Genomic DNA, 21,137 nt, shown 5'->3' with positions numbered 1-21,137 from the left:
AAGGTCGCAGGCCTGTTCACCAGTCCTCGTCGAGGCTCGGGTCGATGTCTCGCACCTCTTGTGCTGTCAGGGCGGCCAGCTGCTCCACCAGGGTGCGGTGCACCAGGTCGCGCAGGTCGCTGCGCGAGACCGCCCGGTGCTCCAGCGGGCGCCGGTAGATGACGATCTGCGCCGGCCGCTGGCTGGTGGCCTCCACGGCCACGGCCAACGGCACCTGGTCGCCCGTCCACATGGTTGCCAGGTACGGCACTTCCTCGACGCCCACGTCCACGCTGTCCAGGCCGCCCGGATAGCTCTTCGCGATGCGCGCGATGGCATCGGTGACGGCGTCGGTGAAGACCTCCTGACGGCTCGCCGCCCGCCGCAGCGGCACCTGGCGGCCGGTGAGCGCATTGGGCATGGCGATCGGGCCGCGGAATCCACGGTCGTGGCGGTCACGTCGACGAGGCATGGCGCCACTGTAGTCGCGGCCCGTCGGGCTGTTGGCGTGCCTGGGGCCGCGGCGCCGTGCGATAGCCTCGCCCGGTGGAGCAGAGATTGTGTACCCGGACGGGGTGTCGCGAGTGGGCCGTCGCCACCCTCACCTATGTCTATGCCGACTCCGTGGCCGTGCTCGGACCCTTGGCGGACGACCACGTCCCCGGCAGCTACCACCTGTGCCGGCTGCACTGCGAGCACCTGTCGGTGCCGCGTGGCTGGACGGTCGTGCGCAGCCCTCGGCTCGACCCGGGCGTCGCACCGGAGGCGCCGATGGCCGGGGAGCTCGAGCCTGACGATCTACTGGCCTTGGCCGACGCCGTGCGCGAGGTGGGCCTGCTGCCCGAGGAAGTGGCTGCCAAGCCTCAACCAGGGCTGGAATCGAGCGCCGAGGTGGTGGTGCTGGCCGAACGCCGGCGCCTGCGGGTGGTGCAGGAGGGCGAGCAGCCCGGCTGAGCTTGCGGCTAGATTGTCCCCGACAGTCAATCGGGGAATGGACATGATCAGTCGACACATGGGTTCAGCCCGGGGAATCAGGGGCCGGATCGGGGGGATGGACCCCCAGTGGGACCTCTACGGTGCCCGGGTGCTCGGCGCCGCCTACGTCGCCCTGTGCGAACTCCAGGGCACGACCATCGTCGTGGGCCACGACCTTCGTACGCAGGGCCGTGAACTTGCCGCCGCCTTCGTGCGTGGGGCCGCCAGCCGCGGCGCCGACATCGTCGACCTGGGGCTGACCAGCCTCGACCAGACCTCCTACACCGCGGGCGTGCTCGAGGTGCCCGGGGTGCACATCGGCCTCGGTTCGGTCGGCGCCCGCTCCAACGGCCTGCAGTTCCTCGGGACGGTGCGTCCGGACCAGGCCCTGCGCCAGCGCATCATCAACGAGGCGGCTCGCATCGACGTGGCCTCCCTGAGCGGGCGGATCATGGCCAAGGGCCGCAAGGCCACCCACGGCACCACCAGCAGTGACGACACCCGCGCCGACTACATCGCCCACCTGCGCAGCCTGGTGGGGCTGCGGCGGCTGCGTCCGCTGACCGTCGTGCTCGACTCCGGCAATGGCGTGGCAGCCCACCTGGCCCCGGGCCTGCTGCGCCTGCCCGGGCTGCGCCTGGTGCAGGTGAACCATCCCCTCGACGCACACGACAACGGCGCCCTCGAGGCGGGCCGGCTGCAGCAGGCCCGCCGCGCCGTGCTCGACAACGCAGCCGACCTGGCCGTCGTGCTGGATGCCGACGCCTCGCGCTGCGCCGTGCTCGACGAGTGCGGCGAGCAGGTGGGTCCCGGGACGGTGGCCGCACTGCTGGCCCCGGTGCTGCTGGCCGGGCGCCGTGGACCCGTGGTGGTGGACACCCTGATGGGCAATGACGTCAGTGAGGTGGTTCTGGGACTCGGCTGCACCCTGCGCGTGTGCCCGGTCGGCGAGCACCACGTCTCGCGCACCATGGCCATCCACGACGCCGTCCTGGGCCTGGAGCACGACGGCCACTGGCACGTGCGCGACCTCTACGGCGCCAGCTCCGGGTTGCTGACCGCCCTGGCGGCCGTCGCCCTGGTCGGGCAGCAGGGCAGGACCCTGTCGAGCCTGGCCGAGGCGGTGGGACGCCACTGCTGCTCCGGTGAGCTCACCCTGTCCTCACCCGACCCGTCGGGGGCGCTGCGCGCGGTGGAGCACGGCTTCCGCCACCACGTGCTGTCCTGTGAGCCCGGCGAGGGCCGGGTGCTGCGCGGGATCGTCACCGGACGCGGCAGCTGGTGGGCCAGCCTCACCCAGGACGAGGAGTGCCAGTGGGTGCGGCTGGCCGTCGAGGCCGACGACCCGGCGGTGATGGAGGCGGTGCGCGACGACCTGTGCTCGATCGTGCGCGAGCACCACATGGTGGCGGCCTGAGCCCGGCCGGGCACCCTAGACTGGGCTCCACGGCCCGCACCGGTGGGCCGGCACCGCTTGAGGAGTAGCCAATGCCCGACCAGATGGAGCTCTCGCCCACCTTCCTGGAGATCGCGGCCTGCCCGGCCTGTCACAGCAAGTTCGCGGTCGACTACGACACCCACGAGCTGCAGTGCACCAGCCGGTCCTGCGGCCTGGCCTTCCCCGTGCGCGACGGGATCCCCGTCCTGCTGGTCGACGAGGCCCGCAAGACCTCCGCCCTGTGAGCCGTCGCACCGTGAGCGAGGGGACCACCGGCCGATGACCATCGACTTCGACGACTCACGCCTCGACGACCCCGAGGCCCTGGACGGCATTGATGAACAGTTGCGCCGGCTGGCCGGCGCGGGGGCCCGAGTGCGCATGCTCGCCGGGGCTGCGGCCCCGTCGGGCGCGCAGCAGCTGGGACTGGACCGTCCGCGTGGTGTCCTGGCGCTGGGTGCGGAGGCCCGCCTGGTGCGGGCCGTGCTGGAGCCTGTCTGCCCCGTGCCCTTCGTGGCCTGGCAGCTGGAGGGCCTTCCCGCCTGGGTCGGACCGCTCGACCTGGTGGTGGTGCTGGCCAGCGGCGGCAGCGACGCCTGGCTCATCGGCGCCGTCACCGAGGCCGTGCGCCGTGGTGCGGCCGTCATGGTGGCTGCCGCTCCTGGCTCGCCGATCGCCGAGCGTGCCGCCGGCCGCAGCACCCTGCTGGTGCCCACCGTCGACGACGACCCGCTGGCGAGTGTCGCGGTGGTGCTCGACGTGCTGCACGACCTGGGCCTGGGGCCTGGCGTCGACCCGGAGCGGATCGCCGCCTGCGCCGACCGCGTCGCGGAGGCCTGCTCACCGCACCGCAACCTGGCCGAGAACCCCGCCAAGGAGCTGGCGCTGGCCCTGGGCGATGCGCAGCCACTGGTCTGGGGCGGCAGCGTGCTGGCCGCCCGTGCTGCCCGGCGGATCGCGGAGGCGCTGCGCCATGCCAGCGGCCGCCCTGCCCTGAGTGCCGACGCCGATGCGCTGCTGCCGGTGGTCGAGGCCTGCCAGCCGGCCGATGTCTTCCGGGACCCCTTCGACGACGAGGGTCATCAGCTGCCGTGCGTGCTGGTCGTCGTCGACGACGGCAGCACCGACCAGCGGGTGCGCGCCGAACGAGGCCGCCTGCTGGCTTCGGCCGAGTCGCACGGGGTGCGGGTGTGCACCATCCACTCCGGTGGTGACGGCCCGGGTGCCGACGGGTCGACCGTCTTCGAGCGCTATGTCCAGCTGCTGCAGCAGGGCCGCTATGCCGCCCAGTACCTGCAGTTGGGGCTGGAGGAGTCCCGATGAGCGATGAACTGACCGGGGTGCTGGTCCTCAACGGCGTCAACCTGGGCCGGCTGGGCCGTCGCCAGCCCGAGGTCTACGGCTCCACCACCCACGCGCAGCTGGCTGAACGTCTGGTCGTGGTGGGGGAGAGCCTGGGTCTGGACGTGGAGGTGCGCCAGACCGACTTCGAGGGAGAGATGGTCCAGTGGCTGCACGAGGCCGCCGATGCCGGCGTGCCGGTGGTGCTGAATCCTGCCGCCTGGACCCACTATTCGATCGCGCTGGCCGATGCCGTGGTGCAGGTGCCTCGCGTGGTGGAGGTGCACATCAGCAATGTGCACGCCCGTGAGGAGTTCCGTCGCCACAGCGTGGTCAGCCCCCATGCCGAGGCGGTGCTGGCAGGCTTCGGCCTGGCCGGCTACGAGCTCGCGTTGCGCCACCTCGCGGCCACCAGCTGACCGATTTCTCGATTATGACGATCGTGATGAAAACTGGTCGTCATGCACCTTTCCCGACGCACCCTGCTCGCCGCCGCCCCCGCGACGGCAGCCGCCTCCCTCACCACGGCCGCCGGCACTGCCCAGGCCGCCACCACCCGCCAGGGCCGTCTGGTTCGCTGGTCCGGCGCCGGTTGGGGCCTGGGCAGCCACGACGGCACCAGGGTCTCCCGCCAGGGCCTCTACCTCAGCGCAGCACGCCGTAGCACCACCTACCGTGACCCGCACGCCGGTCGCACTCTCACTCAAGGGGTCGCCAGCTGGACCGGACCGGTCACGGCAGTGGGAATCAGCGCCCGTGACCTGGTCTGCTCCTGGAATGCCAGCACCCAGCCCGGCAGCGCCGTGCGCATCCAGCTGCGCGCCCGCACCGCCGCGGGCACCTGGACCAAATGGTTCGTGATGGGCCTGTGGGGTTCCTCCAGCGCGAATGCCACCAGCCCCGCCCGCACCTCGGTCAACGGCCAGTACGACAGCCTCGCCGTTGTCTCCACTGACACCCTGCGAGCCCGCACCAGCGCCCACTTCACGCATGTCCAGGCGCGCCTCGAGCTGCTGCGCACTGCCGGCACGACGGCCATGCCGATCATCTCCCAGCTGGCCGTGGTGGGCTCCACCGCCGCGCAGTCCAGCACTCCGGTCAGCCCGGTGGGCGTGGCGCGCGGCCTCGCGCTCGACGTGCCGGCCTACAGCCAGATGATGCACATCGGTCACTACCCGGCCTGGAATGGCGGGGGAGAGGCCTGGTGCTCCCCGACCTCGACCGTCATGGTCCTGGACCACTGGGGCGCAGGCGCCAGCAGCGCCGAGACGGCCTGGGTGCGTCCCACGCCGCACATCGACCCACAGGTGGAGCAGGTGGTTCGCGGCGTGTGGGATGCCGCCTACCAGGGCACCGGCAACTGGCCCTTCAACGTCGCCTACGCCTCGGCCCGCGGCCTGGCCGGATTCGTCACGCGGCTGCGCAGCCTGACCGAGGCCGAGCTGTTCATCAAGGCCGGAATCCCGCTGATCGTGTCCACCAGCTTCTCCAGCAGCCAGCTCACCGGCGCCGGCTTCGGCACCAACGGACACCTCATGGTGCTGCGCGGCTTCGACGCTCGCGGCAATGTGCTGGTCAACGACCCGGCCTCACAGATGAAAGCCTCCAACGCGCTGGTGCGGCGCACCTATGACCGAGCCCAGTTCGAGTCGGCTTGGGGGCGCACCGGCGGCACCAGTTGTGTGCTCCACCCCAAGGGTCACGCCCTGCCGCCCCGCCCAGCCGGGGCGGCCTGGTGAGGCTCAGGCGTCGGGGTCCTTGCGGCCCGGGTCGTTGAAGCTCTCCCAGACCTCCTTGCACTCAGGGCAGACGGGGAACTTCTCCGGGTTGCGGCTGGGCACCCAGACCTTGCCGCACAGCGCGACCACCGGAGTGCCCATCACCATCGCCTCGGTGAGCTTCGCCTTGGGCACGTAGTGACTGAAGCGTTCCTGGTCACCAGCCTCCATGTCCTGCGTGCGCTCGTCGATGACCGTCTGCGAACCGGGTGCCAGCTGTTGACTCATGGCTTCGATTCTAGGCAGCCGATCCCTCCCTGACGAGGGCTGGGCTGTTCGCTGGCCGCGAGACGATAACCTCGGCCCCTCAGGTGTCGGACGGTGGAGGGAGGCGACGCGATGGGCACGGCCGCTGCGCGGGACGAGCCACGGCTGCTCGACGACGGGCAGCGGCGGGCGCTCATGGTGGGACTGCTCGCCGGCGTGGCCTGCGTCGCCTTCGAGTCGGTTGCGGTGGCCACCGCCATGCCGCAGGCCGCGCGGGAGCTGGGCAGCGTCGACCTCTACGCCTGGGCCTTCACCCTCTTCGTCCTGGGCATGGTGCTGTCCACCGCGGTGGCCGGGCGGCTCTCTGACCGCTTCGGCCCGGTGCTGCCGCTGGCGGGAGGCACGACGGTCTTCCTGGCGGGCCTGCTGCTGGCCGGCGCCGCCCCCACGATGGGGGTTCTGGTCACCGCACGCTTCCTGCAGGGCATCGGCGGCGGCGCCATGAACCTGTGCCTGATGGTGGTGGTGGCCATCGCCTTCGACGCGGAACGCCGCGCGGCGATCATGACCTGGTTCAGCATGTGCTGGGTGATGCCCGCCTTCATCGGGCCACCCGTCGCGGCCGCCATCACTCACCGGCTGGGCTGGCACTGGGTCTTCTGGGCCCTGGTGCCGCTGCTGCTGGCCGCGGCAGCCCTGGCGGCGCGACCGCTGCTGGAACTGTCCCGCCGCCACGTGCCCGACGAGGGGGATGCCTCGCCCGTGCCGCTGTGGGCAGCGGCCCTGGCGGCCCTCTCCGCGGCAGGCCTGCAGGTGGCCGGGCAGTGGCTCGGCTGCTCGGGTGCCGCGACGGGCCTGGTTGCCGTCGTCCTGCTGCTGGTCTCGGTCCCGCGACTGATGCCCGACGGCTTCCTGCGGATGAGCCCTGGACTGTCCGCCGTGGTCTGGACCCGCGCCTGCCAGTCCGGGGCCTTCTTCGCCACCGAGGCCTTCCTGCCGCTGTCCCTGGTGGAGGGGCGCGGGATGAGCCTGTTCCAGGCGGGCCTGGCGCTGACCATCGGCTCGGTGGGCTGGACCGTGGGGTCCTGGGTCCAGGCACGCCCCTGGCTGCGGCTGCGACGCGACCAGATCATCCAGGTGGGCCTTGCCTGTACCGTGCTCGGTCTGGCGACGATCGCCTTCCAGGCCTGGCATCCCGCGGGAAGCCTGTGGCTGGCCGCCATCGGCTGGACCATCGCCGGATTCGGCATGGGCCTGGGCGTGGCCAGCGCCTCCCTGGCCGTGATGACGCTGTCGAGTCCGGCGCGCCTGGGCCGCAACACGTCCTCGCTGCAGACCGCTGAGGGCCTCGGCAACTCGATCATCACCGGACTGGCCGGCGCCGTCTTCGGTTCCCTGCACCCACAGGGCGCCGAGGCACACGCCTTCGGCTGGCTCTTCGTGGCCACCACCGCCTGCTGCTGCATCGCCATCCTGGCCGGCTGGCGGATCGGACCCGTCGCCAACGAGGCCGCACGCTGACGAGGCGGCCGGTTGCTTGAACGGCCATGGGATACTGGCGAGGTGAGCACACCCCCGATGGACTGGTACCCCGACCCTGCCGACGGCGCCCGCGAGCGCTACTGGGACGGGCAGCAGTGGACCCACAACACCCGCCCCGCCCGCCCTGCCACGCCCGTCGCCGGCGCCCCGGGACAGGACCCGTGGAGCGCGCAGGGCCTTCAGGGCGTTCCCGTGGGCCAGGACCCCTTCGCGCCGCGTCCGGCAGACCCGGCCGCTCCCGCGGGCCAGCCGCAGCAGTACCCGTCGCAGCCGCAGTGGGGCGGCGTGCAGCAGGCCGGCCGACCGGATCGCACGCCCGACGGCGTCCCCTTCGCCGGCTATCCCAGCCGCGCGATCGGTTTCATCGTTGACTCGATCCTCACCTCGCTGGTGGCGACGGCCCTGGGCTGGAACTTCGCCCGCAAGTTCTGGGCCTCCTACTCCACCTTCATCGACGAGCTCATGGTCCAGGCCCGGGCCGGCAACACCCGCATCGACCCGGAGATGGTCGCCAATGCCGAGTTCATGAACCATGCCACGGCACTGAATGGGATCTGGACCGCCGTGCTGTTCGTCTACCTGCTGCTGTGCTGGAAGTTCCTCGGCGCCACCCTGGGCCAGAAGCTGATGGGCCTGCGCGTGGTGCCCGTCGGCGAGGGGCATGCGCCGCGCCAGCTCGGCTGGGGGGCAGCCCTGGTGCGGACCCTGGTCCTCGTCTTCTCCGCCACCTTCTTCCCGGTGCAGGTGGTCAGCTTCCTGATGCCGCTGGGCACCCGCCTGCGCCAGACCCTGCACGACATGGCCTCCCGCACCCAGGTGGTCCGCGCCCGGTGAACCCCGTCCCCGGGTGGTACACCGATCCCACCGGCACGGCAGAGCTGCGCTGGTGGGACGGCGCGACGTGGACGCATGAGGTGAACGCCGTGGCGTCCACTCCGCCCATCGCCGACGAGCACGTGCAGCTGGCCAGCTGGTGGGCCCGGGTACGGGCCTACCTGCTCGACGCCTTCCCGCTGTGGCTCGCCTCCCTGATGCTCTTCGACCACTGGCACCAGCCCCTGGTCAACGAGATCGTCGGCATCATGCGCGTGTCCATCCTCACCGGCGGGGGGCGTTTCCCGCCGCTGGAGATGTGGCTCAGCTATGGCCTGCTGCCGGTGTGGATCCAGGCGGCGATCCCCGGGATCCTGCTGCGCGTGGCCTACGACGTGGCCTGCCTTTCGACCATGGGCGCCACCTTCGGGCATCGCAGCGCCGGCCTGCGGGTGGCCGAACAGGGACGCTGGCGCGAGCCCGGCTGGACCTCGAAGACCGCCCTGCCCTGGCACCGTGCACTGCGGCGCAGCATCGTGCAGCGCGGCCTCGGCATCACCGGCATCGGCTTCCTGGCCTGCGTGCTGTGGCCGCTGGCCGATCCGGGCCGGCGCAGCCTCGCCGACCTCGCCGGCGGCACCCAGGTGGTCGACATCGGAGACGTCAGCGGCACCCCGATCGTCTTCGGGCGATGACCACTCCACGCCAGTCCCGTATGTCCTGGGCCTGCGGCGTCCTGATCGTCGCCACCGTCGTCCAGTTGCTGGTCGCCGTGCTGGTCCCCGAACTGCCGCAGTTCCGCGGAAAGGCATTCACCGCGAGGCTGGTGGCCTATCCCGTGCTCATGCTGGCCCTTCCCGTGGCGCTGCGGCTCACCCACCGGCTGGACACCCGCGGGTGGACTGCCAGCGCCCTGGTGATGGCACCCTTCCTGGTGGACGTCACGGGCAACACCCTCGACCTCTACGACCGGCTCATGTGGTGGGACGACTGGTGCCACTTCATGAACTGGGCGTTGCTGATGTCGGGCCTGGGCCTCCTGCTGGACGCTGATGGGCGGGCTCCGCGCCTGGTGCGGGCACTGGCCATCGCCGGGCTGGGGTCGATGATCGCCATCGTCTGGGAACTGGGGGAGTGGTTCACCTTCATTCGCTTCGGCACGGAGCTTGCGGACGCCTACACCGACACCCTGGGCGACCTGTGCCTGGGCAGCCTTGGCGGGATCGTCGGGGCCGGCTACGCGCTGCGCAGCACCCGCCATTCATAGTTGCCGGTGTCGCGGGCCAACTCCATCAGCGTCAGCGTGGGACGGGCCTCGACGGCGTCGGGAAGCGCCGCGGCCACCCCGGCCAAGCACTCCCGCAGCTGCTCGGCCGGCACCGCCCCGGCCATGTAGGCCAGCGAGCTGTGCGGCCACAGCTGGCGCCACTGCCGCTGGCCCAGCACCTCGTCGACCACCTCGCGCTGCACCCGGGCCAGCTCGGGCAGCCAGTCGTCGATCCGGGCGGTCAGCATCACCGACTCGTGCGCGACGAGGAGCTGGTCATAGCTGATGCGCTCGTGCGAGAACTCCTCCCACCGGGAGAAGACGCCCTCCTCGATCTGCGCCAGCGCCTCGGAGGAGACCTCACCGACGCGGCCAAAACCGCTCATCGTCAGGTGCAGCCACTCCACCGGCACCAGCCGCGCCGGGGGCAATGCGCCCAAGGCCTCGTGCACCCGGCGCGCGGCCGCGGCCAGCTCCGGGTTGCCGTCCAGCGTCAGGTGGAAGGTGAGGCGGCGCTCCCCGTCCTGCCAGGGGTTGAGCTCGAAGTGGTCGCGTGTGCTGTCCATCTCGGCGACGGCGAGTCTCATCGGCTTCCTCCTGCGGGTCGGGCTGGGCAGAACCTCAGCCTAGGGCCGGTAGTCTTGTGCGGACCCTTGCACTGCCGACGGACTGGACGCACTGATGGCCCTGAACGACCCGCTGCTCGCCGAACTGGCCGAGCACTTCGGAATCGCAACTGAATTCTGGGACTGGAAGGGTCGCCAGACCCAGGTCAGTGACGAGACCGTCGTCACCGTCCTCGCCAGCCTGGAGATCGATGCCTCCACCCCCGAGAAGGCGGCCGCCGCCGTCGAAGAACTGCGCCTTCGTCCGTGGCGACGTGCCCTGCCGCCGTGCGTCGTGCAGGAGCAGGGCCAGCCGGTCTGGGTGAACGTGCACGTTGCCTCCGGCGCCGACGCCCACCTCTACATCCGGCTGGAGAACGGCGAGACCCGCGACGCCACCCAGGCCACCAATGACAATCCCGACCGCGAGGTGGACGGCGTCTGGACCGGTGAGGCCACCTTCCAGCTGCCCGCCGACCTGCCGCTGGGCTACCACCGCATGGTGCTGCGCAGCCAGGAGGTCGACGTCGAGTCCACCCTGGTGATCACCCCCAGCTTCCTCGGCCTGCCGCGCAGCATGAACGACCGCCGCGTCTGGGGCTATGCCACCCAGCTCTACAGCTTGCGCTCGCAGGGCTCCTGGGGTGTTGGCGACCTCACCGACCTGGCCGACCTGTCGGTGTGGTCGGCCACCCAGCAGTTCGCCGGCTACGTGCTGGTCAACCCGCTGCACGCCGCCCAGCCGCAGCCGCCGCTCGAGCCCTCGCCCTACCTGCCGACCAGCCGCATGTACGTCAACCCGCTCTACATCCGGCCCGAGGCGATCGACGAGTACGCGACCCTCTCGCAGGCCGACCGGGAGGCCGTCGAGGAGCTGCGCCAAGAGCTCCTCGAGGAGCTCGACGGCGTCGACGAGGTGCGTCGCAACGAGTCCTGGCAGGCCAAGGTCAAGGCGCTGGAGATCATCTTCGCCGCCGGCCGCCGCCCCGCCCGCGAGATGGCCTTCAACCACTTCATCCGCCGCGAGGGGCGCCAGCTGCGCGACTTCGCCACCTGGTGCGCGCTGTTCGAGGAGCACGGCCACGACTGGCGCCAGTGGCCGGTCGAGCTGCAGCGACCCACCTCGCCGCAGGTTGCCGAGTTCCACCGCGTGAACGTCGAGCGGATCCGCTTCTACAAGTGGCTGCAGTGGATCGCCGAGACCCAGATGTCGGCCACCCAGCAGGTCGCGCGCGACGCCGGCATGCCGGTGGGCATCGTGAGCGACCTGGCCGTCGGTGTGAACGCCTCGGGCGCCGAGACGTGGATGCTGTCCGACGTCTTCGCCCAGGGCTGCACCGTCGGTGCACCGCCGGATGCCTACAGCCAGCTGGGCCAGGACTGGGGGCAGCCGCCGTGGCGCCCCGACCGGCTCGCCGACCTGGGCTATGCGCCCTTCCGCCAGATGGTGCAGGGGGTGCTGCGCCATGCCGGCGGGCTGCGCGTGGACCACATCATCGGGCTCTTCCGGCTGTGGTGGGTGCCGGCCGGCAAGACCGCCAAGGAGGGCACCTACGTCCGCTACGACCACGACGCCATGATCGGCATCCTGGCGCTGGAGGCCCACCGGGCGCAGGCGCTGGTGGTGGGCGAGGACCTGGGAACGGTCCAGCCGTGGGTGCGCGAGTACCTGAGCCGCCGCGGCATCCTGGGCACCTCAGTGATGTGGTTCGAGCAGGACGAGCAGGGACCCACCCCGCCCGAGCGCTGGCGGGAGTACGCGATGAGTTCGGTCACCACCCACGACCTGCCGCCCACCACTGGATACCTGGCCGGGGACCACATCCGCCTGCGCGACAGGCTCGGCATGCTCACCGAGAGCCTGGAGGACGAGCTGGAGCACGGTCGTGCCGAGCAGCAGTCGATGATCGAGGCATTGGTGGCCCACGGTGCGCTGTCCCAGGAGGACTACGAGAGCCGCGACGTGGAGCAGATCGTGCTCGCCATGCACCGCATGCTCACCTGGACACCGTCCAAGGTGCTCAACGCGGCCCTGGTGGACGCGGTGGGGGATCGTCGTACCCAGAACCAGCCCGGCACCATCGACGAGTACCCCAACTGGCGGGTGCCGCTGACCGGCCCGTCGGGGGAGCCGATGCTGCTCGAGGACGTCTACGCCTCGGAACGGGCCGGACGGCTCGCTGCAGTGATGAATGGTTTCGCCCAGCTGCCTGACAAGCGCTGATGGTGTGAACCGCGACCGGAGCCGCCCCTTATAGGGCAGATCTGGCCGTTCACGTTGCGGTTGCCACTAGTTGTTGGCGCGTTCAAATGACATACTGCGGATGTTGGGAGAGGATCCCGACATCACGTACAGCACCGTCGCTGGGGGCACTGTCCACCACGACGGTGCAGGGAAGGTATTCATGGGAATCGCGAGGAAGCGGTACCGCAGGGCGGCACTGACACTGGCCCTGACGATGTGTGCGACGGGAGCACTGGCCGGATGCAGCTCTCAGGAGCAGAGCTCCGGCACCCCCGAACTGACCTGGTTCATCAACCCCGACGGCGGCGGCGCAAATCCCGCCGGCGGTGGCCAGGCCCAGCTGGCCAAGGAGTGCAGTGATGCCTCCGGTGGCAAGTACAGGATCAACGTCCAGCAGCTGCCCAACAGCGCCTCCGACCAGCGCACGCAGCTGCTGCGCCGCCTGGCTGCCGGTGACACGGGCATGGACCTGATGAGCCTCGACCCGGTCTTCGTGCCCGAGTTCGCCGAGGCCGGCTACCTGGCCCCGGTGCCGGAGCAGATGAAGGCCGAGTTCACCAAGGACCGCGTGCAGTCGGCCATCGACGCCGCGCATTGGAAGGACGAGCTCGTCGCCGTCCCCTTCTGGGCCAACACCCAGCTGCTGTGGTACCGCAAGTCGGTCGCCGAGAAGGCCGGGCTGGACATGTCCAAGCCCGTCACCTGGGACCAGGTGATCGAGGCGGCGCAGAAGACTGACACCACCGTCGGCGTGCAGGGCAAGCTCTACGAGGGCTACACCGTGTGGGTCAACGCCCTGGTCGAGGGAGCTGGCGGTCACATCGTCGAGACCCCCGGTGCCACCTACGAGGACATGAAGATGGGCCTGGACTCCGAGGCCGGCCGTGAGGCCGCCAAGGTGATCAAGAAGGTCGTCGACACCGGCGTCGGAGGCCCGGCCGTCGGCTCCTCGTCGGAGACCGAGGCACTCAACCTCTTCCAGAGCAATGCCAGCTCGGGCTTCATGCTCAACTGGCCCTATGTCTACGCCGCCCTCGGCGCCGCCAAGGTGCCGTGGGTCGACGACGTGGCCGCGGTGCAGTATCCGCAGACCGTCGCTGGCAAGGAGTCGGCGCCGCCCTTCGGCGGCATCGACATCGGTGTCGGCGCCAAGTCCGCGCACCCCGAGCTGGCCTACCAGGCCGCCCAGTGCATCACCTCGGTGGAACACCAGATCGACTACATGGTCGGCACCGGCAACCCTGCATCGTCGAAGGCCGCCTTCGATGACGCCGGCGTGAAGAAGGCCTTCCCGAACGGGATCGCCGCCCAGATCCGTGACTCGCTCGACGTGGCCGCGCCCCGTCCGCGGTCGCAGTACTACGGCGACATCTCCACCGGCGTGCAGCAGCGCTTCAGCCCGCCAGACCAGGTGGATGAACAGACGCCCGCCGAGGCCCAGCAGTTCATCATGGACGTCCTGAAGGGAGATGCGCTGCTGTGAGCACCATCGCACCCAATGCCGCCGGCAAGGCGCGCAAGCCTGTCCTGTCCGACCGTGCCAAGGAGGAGCGCAAGCTCGGCTGGATGCTGGCCGGACCCGCCTTCGTCGTCATGGTCCTGGTGACCATGTGGCCCATCCTCAACGCCATCTGGCTCTCCCTCTTCCAGTACCGGCTCACCGACCCCGACGGACGCAAGTTCGTCGGGCTCAACAACTACGTGACGGCCCTGACCGACAACCTGTTCTGGAAGGCCATGGGCATCACGGTGGCGATCACCGTCATCACCCTGGTCTTCGAGCTGGTGCTCGGCTTCATCATCGCCCTGGTGATGAACAAGATCGTCATCCCGCGTCGCACGCTGCGCACCGTCGTGCTGATCCCCTATGCCATCATCACGGTGGTCTCGGCCTTCAGCTGGAAGTACGCCGCCCAGTTCGACACCGGCTTCGTCAACCACTGGCTGCACACGCTGAGCTTCGGCGCCTTCGACCTGGACTACAACTGGTTCGGCGGCACCTGGAGCTCGCTGGCGATCATCTGCCTGTCCGAGATCTGGAAGACCACGCCCTTCATGTCGCTGCTGCTGCTGGCGGGCCTGGCGCAGATCGACGGAGCCATGGAGGAGGCTGCCGTCGTCGACGGCGCCACCTGGTGGCAGAAGATGCGCCGCGTCGTGCTGCCCAACATGAAGGCCTCGATCATGGTCGCGACCCTCTTCCGCACCCTCGATGCCTTCCGCATCTACGACAACCCCTACGTCATGACCGGTGGCGCCAACGACACGATGACCCTGTCGATGCTGGTGGCCAACGAGACGATCAGCCGCGTGGAGATCGGCATGGGCTCCTGCCTGGCCGTGATCCTCTTCCTGTGCGTGCTCGGTATCGCAGCCCTCTTCGTGAAGGGCTTCAATGTCGACCTGGCCGGGGGAAGGAACTGACATGGAAACCAACATCTCGCCCAAGGCCAAGCTGTGGATGGGCATCGGCTCGATCCCCATCATGCTGTGGACCCTCATCCCGCTGGTGTGGATCCTGGCCACCTCGCTCAAGAGCGACGCGGCACTGGCCGACTCCAGCAAGAACATGTTCGGCAACTTCTGGCCCAAGGAGCCGACCCTCGACAACTACCGGCTGATCTTCACCGGCGGCGCCAAGGACCTGTTCATGCCGGCGCTGTGGAACTCGGTCATCGTCTGCCTCACCGCGACCCTGATCTCGGTGGTGCTGGCCACCTTCTGCGCCTACGCCATCGCCCGGTTGGACTTCCCCGGCAAGAAGATGATCCTGACCACCGCCCTGGCGGTGAGCTTCTTCCCGGTGATCGCCATGGTGACGCCGCTGTTCAACCTGTGGCGCCAGGTCGGCCTGTTCGACACCATCCCCGGCCTGGTCCTGCCCTACCTGGCCCTGACGCTGCCGCTGAGCATCTGGACCCTGTCGGCCTTCTTCCAGCAGATCCCGTGGGAGATGGAACAGGCCGCCCAGGTGGACGGCGCCACCAACTGGGAGGCCTTCCGCAAGGTCATCGCCCCGCTGGCGGCCCCCGGTGTCTTCACCACCGCGATCATCGTCTTCTTCACCGCCTGGAACGACTTCGTCTTCGCCTCGAACCTGACCAGTGAGCACGCCCGCACCGTGCCCGCCGCGCTGGCCTTCTTCACCGGCGCCAGCCAGTTCGTCCAGCCCACCGGTGCCATCAGCGCCGCCGCCGTCGTCGTCACCATCCCCGTCGTGATCCTGGTGCTCGTCTTCCAGCGCCAGATCGTCTCGGGCCTCACCTCGGGCGCGGTCAAGGGCTGAGGCCCTCCGCGACACAACAGGAGCTAGAAATGGCAAGCATCACACTCAACAACATCGTCAAGAAGTACGGCGACGGCTTCCCGGCCGTCAACGACGTCAGCATCGACATCGCCGACGGCGAGTTCATGATCCTCGTCGGGCCCTCCGGCTGTGGCAAGTCGACCCTGCTGCGCATGGTCGTCGGCCTGGAGGACATCACCTCCGGCGACATGCTCATCGACGGCAAGCGCGTCAACGAGCTGGCCCCGCGCGACCGCAACCTGGCGATGGTCTTCCAGAACTACGCGCTCTACCCGCACCTGACGGTCTTCGAGAACATCGCCTTCCCGCTGCGACTGGGCAAGGGCAAGTTGTCCGAGGCCGAGATCACCGAGAAGGTCAACAATGCCGCGGCGATGCTGGACCTGACCGACCACCTACAGCGCAAGCCCGGCAACCTGTCGGGCGGCCAGCGCCAGCGCGTGGCCATGGGCCGCGCCATCGTGCGCGAGGCCGAGGCCTTCCTCTTCGACGAGCCCTTGAGCAACCTGGACGCCAAGCTGCGCGGCCAGATGCGCACCGAGATCGCCCGCCTGCAGCGCCGGATGGGCATGACCACGATCTACGTCACCCACGACCAGACCGAGGCCATGACCCTGGGTGACCGTGTCACCGTGCTGAAGAAGGGCGTCATCCAGCAGTGTGCCTCGCCGCGCGAGCTCTACGAGCAGCCGCTCAACCTGTTCGTCGCCGGCTTCATTGGCTCCCCGCCGATGAACTTCCTGCCCGCCCGCGTGCAGAACGGCGTGCTGCGCCTGCCCTACATGGACGTCACCCCGACGCCCGAGCTGGCTGCCAAGCTGCAGGGGCGCGAGATCGTGATCTGTGGCCTGCGTCCCGAACACATCAAGGACGCCACGGTGCAGAACTCGGGCAGCAACCTGGTGCACTTCACCGCCGATGCCGACCAGACCGAGTGGCTGGGCAATGAGCAGTACGCCTACCTGCCCATGGAGGTGGACGAGCGCGCCAAGGACAAGCTGAACGAGCTCGACCGCGAGCTGGACGGCGAGGGCATGCGGAACCAGATGATCGTCAACCTCGACTCACGCTCCTTCCTGCGCGAGGGTGACCAGGCCGAGTTCTGCTTCGACCCGTCGCAGATGCACGTCTTCGACCCGGAGACCGGCGAGAACCTGACCCGCGACGACGAGGCTGCCGCCGGCATCGCGCGCGAGTCCGAGGCGGCACGCAAGGCCGCCCTGGCACGCTTCCGCGCCAAGGAGGCCGGCCGCATCTGAGCGGCCGACACGACACGACACTGCCCCGGGACCTGTTGGTGCCGGGGCATTGTCGTGTTCGGGGTGGGCCAGGGCCTGGCTCAGTGGATGGAGACCCCCGCCGCCCGCAGCTCGTCGAAGACCTCGGGGACCCGGTCGGGCGAGACCGCCGCGGTGAGCTGCGCGAAGACGCCCGTCGTGAATCCCTCCCGCGCCGAGTCCAGGGCGGTGGCGCGCACGCAGAAGTCGGTGGCGATGCCGACCACGTCGACGCGGGTGACGCGGCGCGAGCGTAGCCAGTCGGCCAGCCGCTCGCCGTCCTCGTCGCCCCCGATCGAGCCCTCGAAGCCCGAATAGGCCGCCTCGTAGGAGCCCTTGTCGAAGATGGCGTCGAAGTCGATGCCGGTCAGGTCGGGGTGCAATTGCTGGCCGGGAGTGCCCACCACGCAGTGCGGCGGCCAGGAGTCGACGAAGTCGGGCTCGTCGCTGAAGTGGCTGCCCGGGTCGATGTGGTGGTCGCGGGTGGCCACCACGTGGTCATAGCCGCCCCGCCGGTCGGTCAGCTGGGAGGCGATCTTGGAGGCCACCAGGTTGCCTCCGTCGACACCCAGCGATCCGCCTTCGCAGAAGTCCAGCTGGACGTCGACGACCACCAGTGCGTTGCTCATGGGTCCTCCTCAGATGTTGGTCGGCACGGCCGAGTGAAGGTAGGGGTTGTAGGCCTCGTCGCCCTCGGGGTCCAGGATGATGGTCGCGATCGCCGGCTCTCCCTTGCTGACCCGCAGCGCCGCCTTGGGCAGCTCGGCGCGGGAGCGCTCGTGGCGCTCCCGGGCGGCCTCGATCGGCTCGCGGCCGACCACGACGCCATCGCGGACCAGCTCGACCATCAGCTGCCGGTCGTCGCCGTCGCTGGACGGCGGGTTGCCGATGCCGACGATCTCGGCCTGGGCGCGGCCCTTGGCGTCCAGGCGGCGCATGGCGAACTTGCGGCCGCCGACGGTGTTCTTGTTCATCGACTTCTTGGCCACGGGAAGCAGCTCGGTATCCGGCTCGTCGGAGCTGGCGCGGGCCACCAGCTTGTAGACGAAGCCACAGGTCGGATGGCCGGAGCCGGTGACCACCGAGGTGCCCACCCCGTAGCCGTCGACCGGCGCACCGCGCAGCGCGGCGATCTGCCACTCGTCGAGGTCGCTGGTGACGATGATGCGGGTCTCCTCGGCGCCCAGGTCGTCGAGCAGGTCACGGACCTCCCGGGCGACCATGGCGTGGTCGCCGGAGTCGAGGCGGATCGCGCCGAGGCGGCCCTTGGTCAGTTCGACGCCGGTGCGCACGGCCGCCTCGATGTCATAGGTGTCCACCAGCAGGGTGGTGTCCTCGCCGAGGGCGTCGAGCTGGGCCTGGAAGGCCTCGCGCTCGGAGTCGTGCAGCAGGGTGAAGGAGTGGGCGGCGGTGCCACCGGTGGGCACGCCGTAGCGCCGGCCGGCCTCCAGATTGGAGCTGGAGGCGAAGCCGGCGATGTAGGCGGCGCGGGCGGCGGCGACGGCGGCCTGCTCGTGGGCGCGTCGGGAGCCCATCTCGATGCAGGGGCGCCCCTCGGCCATCGCCGTCATCCGGCTGGCGGCCGAGGCCATCGCGGAGTCGTGGTTGTAGATGCTCAGCAGCAGGGTCTCCAGCACGCAGGCCTCGGCGAAGCTGCCCTCGACTCGCAGCAGGGGAGAGCCGGGGAAGTAGACCTCACCTTCGGGATAGCCCCACATGGTGCCGGTGAAGCGGTAGTCACGCAGCCAGTCGGCGCACTCGGCATTGACCACGTCCTTGTCTAGCAGCCAGTCGACGGTCTGGTCGTCGAAGGTGAACTCCTCCAGCGCGTCGAGCATCCGGCCGACGCCGGCCACCACGCCGTAGCGTCGCCCCTCCGGCAGGCGGCGGGGGAAGAGCTCGAAGACGCTACGGCGAAAGGCCGTGCCCGACCCCAGGGCCGCGCGGACCATGGTGAGCTCGTAGTGGTCGGTGAGCAGTGCGGTGGTCATGGATTGCACACTATTGGACGATCCGCCCTGGCGACAGGGGCTTTCACTGGGCGCCTCGACGTACGGATTGGACCCCCCACGTGGTGGCTACCGGGGCACGCGCTGCAGCGCCTGCCTGTGACGGCCCGACGTGCGCAGATGACTGCGCACGTCGGAGCGACCGCCCATTGCTTCTGGTCAGCTGGCCATCCAGAGCGGGATCGCGCTGATCAGGCCCAGCCCGACGGCGCTGATCACGAAGATCCAACTGGCCGCCGCCGCGATGGCGGGGTTCTTCGGACGGCGAGTGCGGGGGTCAATGATCAAGTCCTGCTCGGTCTCGATCACTTGACGCATGCCGATCACCGAGTAGGCCAGGGCAGCCAGGCAGACCACGGCTGCGAGCCAGAGCGGCACGTGGAAGGCGGTGACGTCGAGCAGCACCTGGGTCATGGTCAGCAGCGTGATGCCGCCGCCGAGGATCAGGGCAGCGTTGATCCACCGCTGCAGGATGGCCTGCAGCACGCCGTGGACCCGAGCCAGCAGCACCACGACAGCGGCCATCAGCGCCAGCGTGGCGATGTCGCCCCACCGCACCGCGACGGGCTCGTGGGTGAACAGGGCCAGCACGATGCCCGGCACCAGGTACAGCCCAACGAGGCCAATGGCGATCGGGGACATCAGGCGTACCCACTGGCCGGGCGCGGTCTTGCTGACCTGGTCGGCGGGGAATTCAAGGGCACGGGCGTACTCGCGCGGGTGGCCGAAGGCCCCGGTGGCGCTCTCGCCGGATTCGGCGCAGTGCGTCTCCACGGCGGCAACCGCGTCGCCGATGGCGGGGCCCCGGACATTGCGCAGGCGAAGTTCGATGATCATCTCGTCGAGCCACTGCTTGTCGGTGAGCTGCTTGGCGTTCATGTCATGCCTCCGGGTTCTGGTGGGGCTGATCGGGGTTGATGAAGTTGCTGGTGTGTTCGCAGAAGGCCCGCCACAGGGGTGCCTGCTGGTGGTAGCGGCGCAGCCCCAGTTCGGTGAGCTGGAAGTACTTGCGGCCGGGGCCGCCGTCTCCCTCGCGCCACTCGGTCTCGACGAGGCCCTGGGTCTCCAGCCGGCTGAGCAGTGGGTAGAGGGTGCCGCCCTTGATGTCGCCGAAGCCTGCGTCGGCCAGCGCGTTGGCGATCGCGTAGCCATAGGTGGGCCCGTCGGAGAGCACGCGCAGCACCGCGAGGGTGAGGGTTCCGCGCAGCCACTCGCTGGGCCAGGGTTGGGTTGCCATAGCTCAATAGTGTTACTACTTAGTGGGGCTGTCTAGTCTGTCTGGCTAGTGTGGGCTCATCGCTGCCAGTGGACCTTGGTCAGGGTTGTGTCGCACCGCTGCGACAGAACCCTGACCGGGACGGCTGGGTGAGGTTGTCGGTCAGGTGCGTCACAATGGAGGGCATGAGCAGCGAGCCGACCACCACGCCGTCGGGTGGCACCGCCGTCGTCGAGCGTGCGGACGAGCAGGAGCAGACCCAGGAGCCGTGGGTCTGCCTGGTCTGGGACGACCCGGTGAACCTGATGAGCTATGTCACCCACGTCTTCACCACCTACTTCGGCTTCACCCGCGAGAAGGCCGAGCGGCTGATGCTGCAGGTGCACAACGAGGGCAAGTGCGCCGTCTCCAGCGGGGGCCGGGAGCAGGTGGAGCGCGACGTCAACGCCATGCACGGCTATGGCCTGTGGGCCACGATGCAGCAGGGGGAGTGAGATGCGCGGAATTGAACCCGAGGAGTACGGGCTGAGCATCCACTTCGACAAGGGGGAGCCGGGCCTGTTGGCAAGCCTGGTGGAGCAGGTTGTCGAGCTGCTGGACCCGGACGACCTGGCACGACGCCAGCACGCGGCGCGCTCGGCCGCCAAGGACTCCGGGGAAGACCCCTTCCCCCAGGACCCATTCGCACGGTGGGAGGCGGACTTCAGTGCCGAGGTCGGCGGCTCGGTCGACGACCCGAATGCGGGGCTCGACCTCGACGACCCAGTGGTGCGGCGCATCTTTCCCGATGCCTATCCCGACGACCCGGCTGCCTCGCATGACTTCCGTCGCTTCACCCAGACCCAGCAGCGCGATCAGAAGGTGACCGATGCCCAGGTGGTGCTGGCCGACCTTGCCGTCACCGGCCGCAAGGGTGTGTGCCATGTCGAGGCCGAGTCGGTGGCGGCCTGGCTGAAGACGCTGACCGCGGTCCGCCTGGCCCTGGCGGCGAGGCTCGGGATCGTCGACGAGACCAGCGCCTCCGAAGTGGCCGAGTTGCCCGAGGATGACCCTCGGTCGTGGGTGTACGAGCTCTACCAGTGGACGGCGTGGGTCCAGGAATGCCTGCTCGGGACTCTCTGACAAGGTGATTTGCGAG

General features: G+C 69.7%; 24 protein-coding genes. 17 read left to right on the top strand and 7 right to left on the bottom strand.

From position 1 onward, the window contains the following. Positions 1 to 16: 16 nt before the first annotated feature. Entirely contained in the window at positions 17 to 451 is a 435-nt protein-coding gene (locus tag ACYVKA_RS01450; protein ID WP_394277504.1) for a metallopeptidase family protein, read from the bottom strand. A 74-nt stretch (positions 452 to 525) separates the two neighbouring features. Between ACYVKA_RS01450 and ACYVKA_RS01445 the strand changes: the two genes are divergently transcribed. From ACYVKA_RS01445 to ACYVKA_RS01420, 6 genes are all read left to right on the top strand, one after another. Beyond that, positions 526 to 933 carry a DUF3499 domain-containing protein gene (locus ACYVKA_RS01445; protein WP_460702405.1) on the top strand — a complete coding sequence of 136 codons (408 nt, stop codon included), beginning with the start codon at positions 526 to 528 and terminating at the stop codon, positions 931 to 933. 37 nt (positions 934 to 970) lie between these two features. Beyond that, positions 971 to 2,371 carry a phosphohexomutase domain-containing protein gene (locus ACYVKA_RS01440; RefSeq protein ID WP_460702404.1) on the top strand — a complete coding sequence of 467 codons (1,401 nt, stop codon included), beginning with the start codon at positions 971 to 973 and terminating at the stop codon, positions 2,369 to 2,371. A 71-nt stretch (positions 2,372 to 2,442) separates the two neighbouring features. Further along, the gene (locus ACYVKA_RS01435) at positions 2,443 to 2,637 is read left to right on the top strand and encodes a Trm112 family protein (protein ID WP_394277501.1); all 195 of its coding nucleotides are present in this window, start codon (positions 2,443 to 2,445) and stop codon (positions 2,635 to 2,637) included. 34 nt (positions 2,638 to 2,671) lie between these two features. Continuing rightward, positions 2,672 to 3,715 (top strand): hypothetical protein, encoded by a 1,044-nt coding sequence (locus tag ACYVKA_RS01430; RefSeq protein ID WP_394277500.1) that lies wholly within the window; start codon positions 2,672 to 2,674, stop codon positions 3,713 to 3,715. Continuing rightward, positions 3,712 to 4,152: a type II 3-dehydroquinate dehydratase gene (locus ACYVKA_RS01425; protein WP_460702402.1), complete on the top strand. Its 441-nt coding sequence runs from the start codon at positions 3,712 to 3,714 to the stop codon at positions 4,150 to 4,152. The genes ACYVKA_RS01430 and ACYVKA_RS01425 overlap by 4 nt, the downstream gene beginning before the upstream one ends. Before the next feature lie 42 nt (positions 4,153 to 4,194). Next, entirely contained in the window at positions 4,195 to 5,472 is a 1,278-nt protein-coding gene (locus tag ACYVKA_RS01420) for a peptidase C39 family protein (RefSeq protein ID WP_460702400.1), read from the top strand. A 3-nt stretch (positions 5,473 to 5,475) separates the two neighbouring features. On the opposite strand, the gene ACYVKA_RS01415 is transcribed toward ACYVKA_RS01420, so the two are convergent. After that, positions 5,476 to 5,739, bottom strand: coding sequence for a DUF3039 domain-containing protein (locus ACYVKA_RS01415; protein WP_394277497.1), 264 nt, complete (start codon positions 5,737 to 5,739; stop codon positions 5,476 to 5,478). Positions 5,740 to 5,832: 93 nt separating this feature from the next. Here ACYVKA_RS01415 and ACYVKA_RS01410 point away from each other — a divergent pair, with 93 nt between their 5' ends. From ACYVKA_RS01410 to ACYVKA_RS01395, 4 genes are read left to right on the top strand one after another with little or no spacing between them, the layout of a single operon-like run. Then, positions 5,833 to 7,239, top strand: coding sequence for an MFS transporter (locus ACYVKA_RS01410; RefSeq protein ID WP_460702398.1), 1,407 nt, complete (start codon positions 5,833 to 5,835; stop codon positions 7,237 to 7,239). A 42-nt stretch (positions 7,240 to 7,281) separates the two neighbouring features. Next, positions 7,282 to 8,094 (top strand): RDD family protein, encoded by an 813-nt coding sequence (locus ACYVKA_RS01405; protein ID WP_460702395.1) that lies wholly within the window; start codon positions 7,282 to 7,284, stop codon positions 8,092 to 8,094. Next, positions 8,091 to 8,768, top strand: a complete 678-nt coding sequence (locus ACYVKA_RS01400) for a DUF2510 domain-containing protein (RefSeq protein WP_460702393.1) — start codon at positions 8,091 to 8,093, stop codon at positions 8,766 to 8,768. The genes ACYVKA_RS01405 and ACYVKA_RS01400 overlap by 4 nt, the downstream gene beginning before the upstream one ends. Continuing rightward, positions 8,765 to 9,340 carry a hypothetical protein gene (locus ACYVKA_RS01395; protein WP_460702391.1) on the top strand — a complete coding sequence of 192 codons (576 nt, stop codon included), beginning with the start codon at positions 8,765 to 8,767 and terminating at the stop codon, positions 9,338 to 9,340. The genes ACYVKA_RS01400 and ACYVKA_RS01395 overlap by 4 nt, the downstream gene beginning before the upstream one ends. On the opposite strand, the gene ACYVKA_RS01390 is transcribed toward ACYVKA_RS01395, so the two are convergent. Next, positions 9,310 to 9,927, bottom strand: a complete 618-nt coding sequence (locus ACYVKA_RS01390) for a hypothetical protein (RefSeq protein WP_460702389.1) — start codon at positions 9,925 to 9,927, stop codon at positions 9,310 to 9,312. The two genes, ACYVKA_RS01395 and ACYVKA_RS01390, sit on opposite strands and share 31 nt — an antisense overlap. Before the next feature lie 94 nt (positions 9,928 to 10,021). On the opposite strand from ACYVKA_RS01390, the gene malQ reads away from it, so the two are divergent. From malQ to ACYVKA_RS01365, 5 genes are all read left to right on the top strand, one after another. After that, positions 10,022 to 12,169 carry a 4-alpha-glucanotransferase gene (gene malQ, locus ACYVKA_RS01385; RefSeq protein WP_460702387.1) on the top strand — a complete coding sequence of 716 codons (2,148 nt, stop codon included), beginning with the start codon at positions 10,022 to 10,024 and terminating at the stop codon, positions 12,167 to 12,169. A gap of 181 nt (positions 12,170 to 12,350) precedes the next feature. After that, on the top strand, positions 12,351 to 13,673 hold the full coding sequence (locus tag ACYVKA_RS01380; protein WP_460702385.1) for an extracellular solute-binding protein: 1,323 nt from the start codon (positions 12,351 to 12,353) through the stop codon (positions 13,671 to 13,673). Beyond that, entirely contained in the window at positions 13,670 to 14,614 is a 945-nt protein-coding gene (locus ACYVKA_RS01375; RefSeq protein WP_460702383.1) for a carbohydrate ABC transporter permease, read from the top strand. Before ACYVKA_RS01380 ends, ACYVKA_RS01375 begins: the two co-directional genes overlap by 4 nt. 1 nt (position 14,615) lies before the next feature. Next, the gene (locus ACYVKA_RS01370) at positions 14,616 to 15,476 is read left to right on the top strand and encodes a carbohydrate ABC transporter permease (RefSeq protein WP_394274959.1); all 861 of its coding nucleotides are present in this window, start codon (positions 14,616 to 14,618) and stop codon (positions 15,474 to 15,476) included. A gap of 29 nt (positions 15,477 to 15,505) precedes the next feature. Then, positions 15,506 to 16,756: an ABC transporter ATP-binding protein gene (locus ACYVKA_RS01365; protein WP_394274958.1), complete on the top strand. Its 1,251-nt coding sequence runs from the start codon at positions 15,506 to 15,508 to the stop codon at positions 16,754 to 16,756. Positions 16,757 to 16,836: 80 nt separating this feature from the next. Here ACYVKA_RS01365 and ACYVKA_RS01360 read toward each other — a convergent pair whose 3' ends face one another. The 4 genes from ACYVKA_RS01360 to ACYVKA_RS01345 all read right to left on the bottom strand — a co-directional run bounded on the left by ACYVKA_RS01360 (position 16,837) and on the right by ACYVKA_RS01345 (position 20,020). Then, a complete protein-coding gene (locus ACYVKA_RS01360) occupies positions 16,837 to 17,403 on the bottom strand; it encodes an isochorismatase family protein (RefSeq protein ID WP_460702381.1) in 567 nt (188 codons plus the stop codon). Between the two features lie 9 nt (positions 17,404 to 17,412). Beyond that, the gene (locus tag ACYVKA_RS01355) at positions 17,413 to 18,774 is read right to left on the bottom strand and encodes a nicotinate phosphoribosyltransferase (protein WP_460702379.1); all 1,362 of its coding nucleotides are present in this window, start codon (positions 18,772 to 18,774) and stop codon (positions 17,413 to 17,415) included. Positions 18,775 to 18,942: 168 nt separating this feature from the next. Next, positions 18,943 to 19,662, bottom strand: coding sequence for a hypothetical protein (locus ACYVKA_RS01350; RefSeq protein ID WP_460702377.1), 720 nt, complete (start codon positions 19,660 to 19,662; stop codon positions 18,943 to 18,945). Position 19,663: 1 nt separating this feature from the next. Continuing rightward, positions 19,664 to 20,020 carry a PadR family transcriptional regulator gene (locus tag ACYVKA_RS01345; protein WP_460702375.1) on the bottom strand — a complete coding sequence of 119 codons (357 nt, stop codon included), beginning with the start codon at positions 20,018 to 20,020 and terminating at the stop codon, positions 19,664 to 19,666. Positions 20,021 to 20,184: 164 nt separating this feature from the next. Here ACYVKA_RS01345 and clpS point away from each other — a divergent pair, with 164 nt between their 5' ends. Continuing rightward, positions 20,185 to 20,493, top strand: coding sequence for an ATP-dependent Clp protease adapter ClpS (gene clpS / locus ACYVKA_RS01340; protein ID WP_460702373.1), 309 nt, complete (start codon positions 20,185 to 20,187; stop codon positions 20,491 to 20,493). 1 nt (position 20,494) lies between these two features. Continuing rightward, positions 20,495 to 21,121 carry a DUF2017 domain-containing protein gene (locus ACYVKA_RS01335; protein WP_460702371.1) on the top strand — a complete coding sequence of 209 codons (627 nt, stop codon included), beginning with the start codon at positions 20,495 to 20,497 and terminating at the stop codon, positions 21,119 to 21,121. The last annotated feature ends 16 nt before the right edge of the window (positions 21,122 to 21,137 follow it).

The sequence above is a fragment of the Luteococcus sediminum genome (assembly GCF_054783495.1).
The sequence above is the reverse complement of the archived record's forward strand: the minus strand, read 5'-3'. Positions and strand labels throughout refer to the sequence as shown.

Excerpts from the sequence above, each read along its gene's own strand:
- ACYVKA_RS01450 (WP_394277504.1), bottom strand. The coding sequence starts at position 451 with ATGCCTCGTCGACGTGACCGCCACGACCGTGGATTCCGCGGCCCGATC.
- ACYVKA_RS01440 (WP_460702404.1), top strand. The coding sequence starts at position 971 with ATGGACATGATCAGTCGACACATGGGTTCAGCCCGGGGAATCAGGGGC.
- ACYVKA_RS01435 (WP_394277501.1), top strand. The coding sequence starts at position 2,443 with ATGCCCGACCAGATGGAGCTCTCGCCCACCTTCCTGGAGATCGCGGCC.
- ACYVKA_RS01430 (WP_394277500.1), top strand. The coding sequence starts at position 2,672 with ATGACCATCGACTTCGACGACTCACGCCTCGACGACCCCGAGGCCCTG.
- ACYVKA_RS01425 (WP_460702402.1), top strand. The coding sequence starts at position 3,712 with ATGAGCGATGAACTGACCGGGGTGCTGGTCCTCAACGGCGTCAACCTG.
- ACYVKA_RS01420 (WP_460702400.1), top strand. The coding sequence starts at position 4,195 with ATGCACCTTTCCCGACGCACCCTGCTCGCCGCCGCCCCCGCGACGGCA.
- ACYVKA_RS01415 (WP_394277497.1), bottom strand. The coding sequence starts at position 5,739 with ATGAGTCAACAGCTGGCACCCGGTTCGCAGACGGTCATCGACGAGCGC.
- ACYVKA_RS01395 (WP_460702391.1), top strand. The coding sequence starts at position 8,765 with ATGACCACTCCACGCCAGTCCCGTATGTCCTGGGCCTGCGGCGTCCTG.
- ACYVKA_RS01390 (WP_460702389.1), bottom strand. The coding sequence starts at position 9,927 with ATGAGACTCGCCGTCGCCGAGATGGACAGCACACGCGACCACTTCGAG.
- malQ (WP_460702387.1), top strand. The coding sequence starts at position 10,022 with ATGGCCCTGAACGACCCGCTGCTCGCCGAACTGGCCGAGCACTTCGGA.
- ACYVKA_RS01380 (WP_460702385.1), top strand. The coding sequence starts at position 12,351 with ATGGGAATCGCGAGGAAGCGGTACCGCAGGGCGGCACTGACACTGGCC.
- ACYVKA_RS01370 (WP_394274959.1), top strand. The coding sequence starts at position 14,616 with ATGGAAACCAACATCTCGCCCAAGGCCAAGCTGTGGATGGGCATCGGC.
- ACYVKA_RS01365 (WP_394274958.1), top strand. The coding sequence starts at position 15,506 with ATGGCAAGCATCACACTCAACAACATCGTCAAGAAGTACGGCGACGGC.
- ACYVKA_RS01360 (WP_460702381.1), bottom strand. The coding sequence starts at position 17,403 with ATGAGCAACGCACTGGTGGTCGTCGACGTCCAGCTGGACTTCTGCGAA.
- ACYVKA_RS01350 (WP_460702377.1), bottom strand. The coding sequence starts at position 19,662 with ATGAACGCCAAGCAGCTCACCGACAAGCAGTGGCTCGACGAGATGATC.
- ACYVKA_RS01345 (WP_460702375.1), bottom strand. The coding sequence starts at position 20,020 with ATGGCAACCCAACCCTGGCCCAGCGAGTGGCTGCGCGGAACCCTCACC.
- clpS (WP_460702373.1), top strand. The coding sequence starts at position 20,185 with ATGAGCAGCGAGCCGACCACCACGCCGTCGGGTGGCACCGCCGTCGTC.
- ACYVKA_RS01335 (WP_460702371.1), top strand. The coding sequence starts at position 20,495 with ATGCGCGGAATTGAACCCGAGGAGTACGGGCTGAGCATCCACTTCGAC.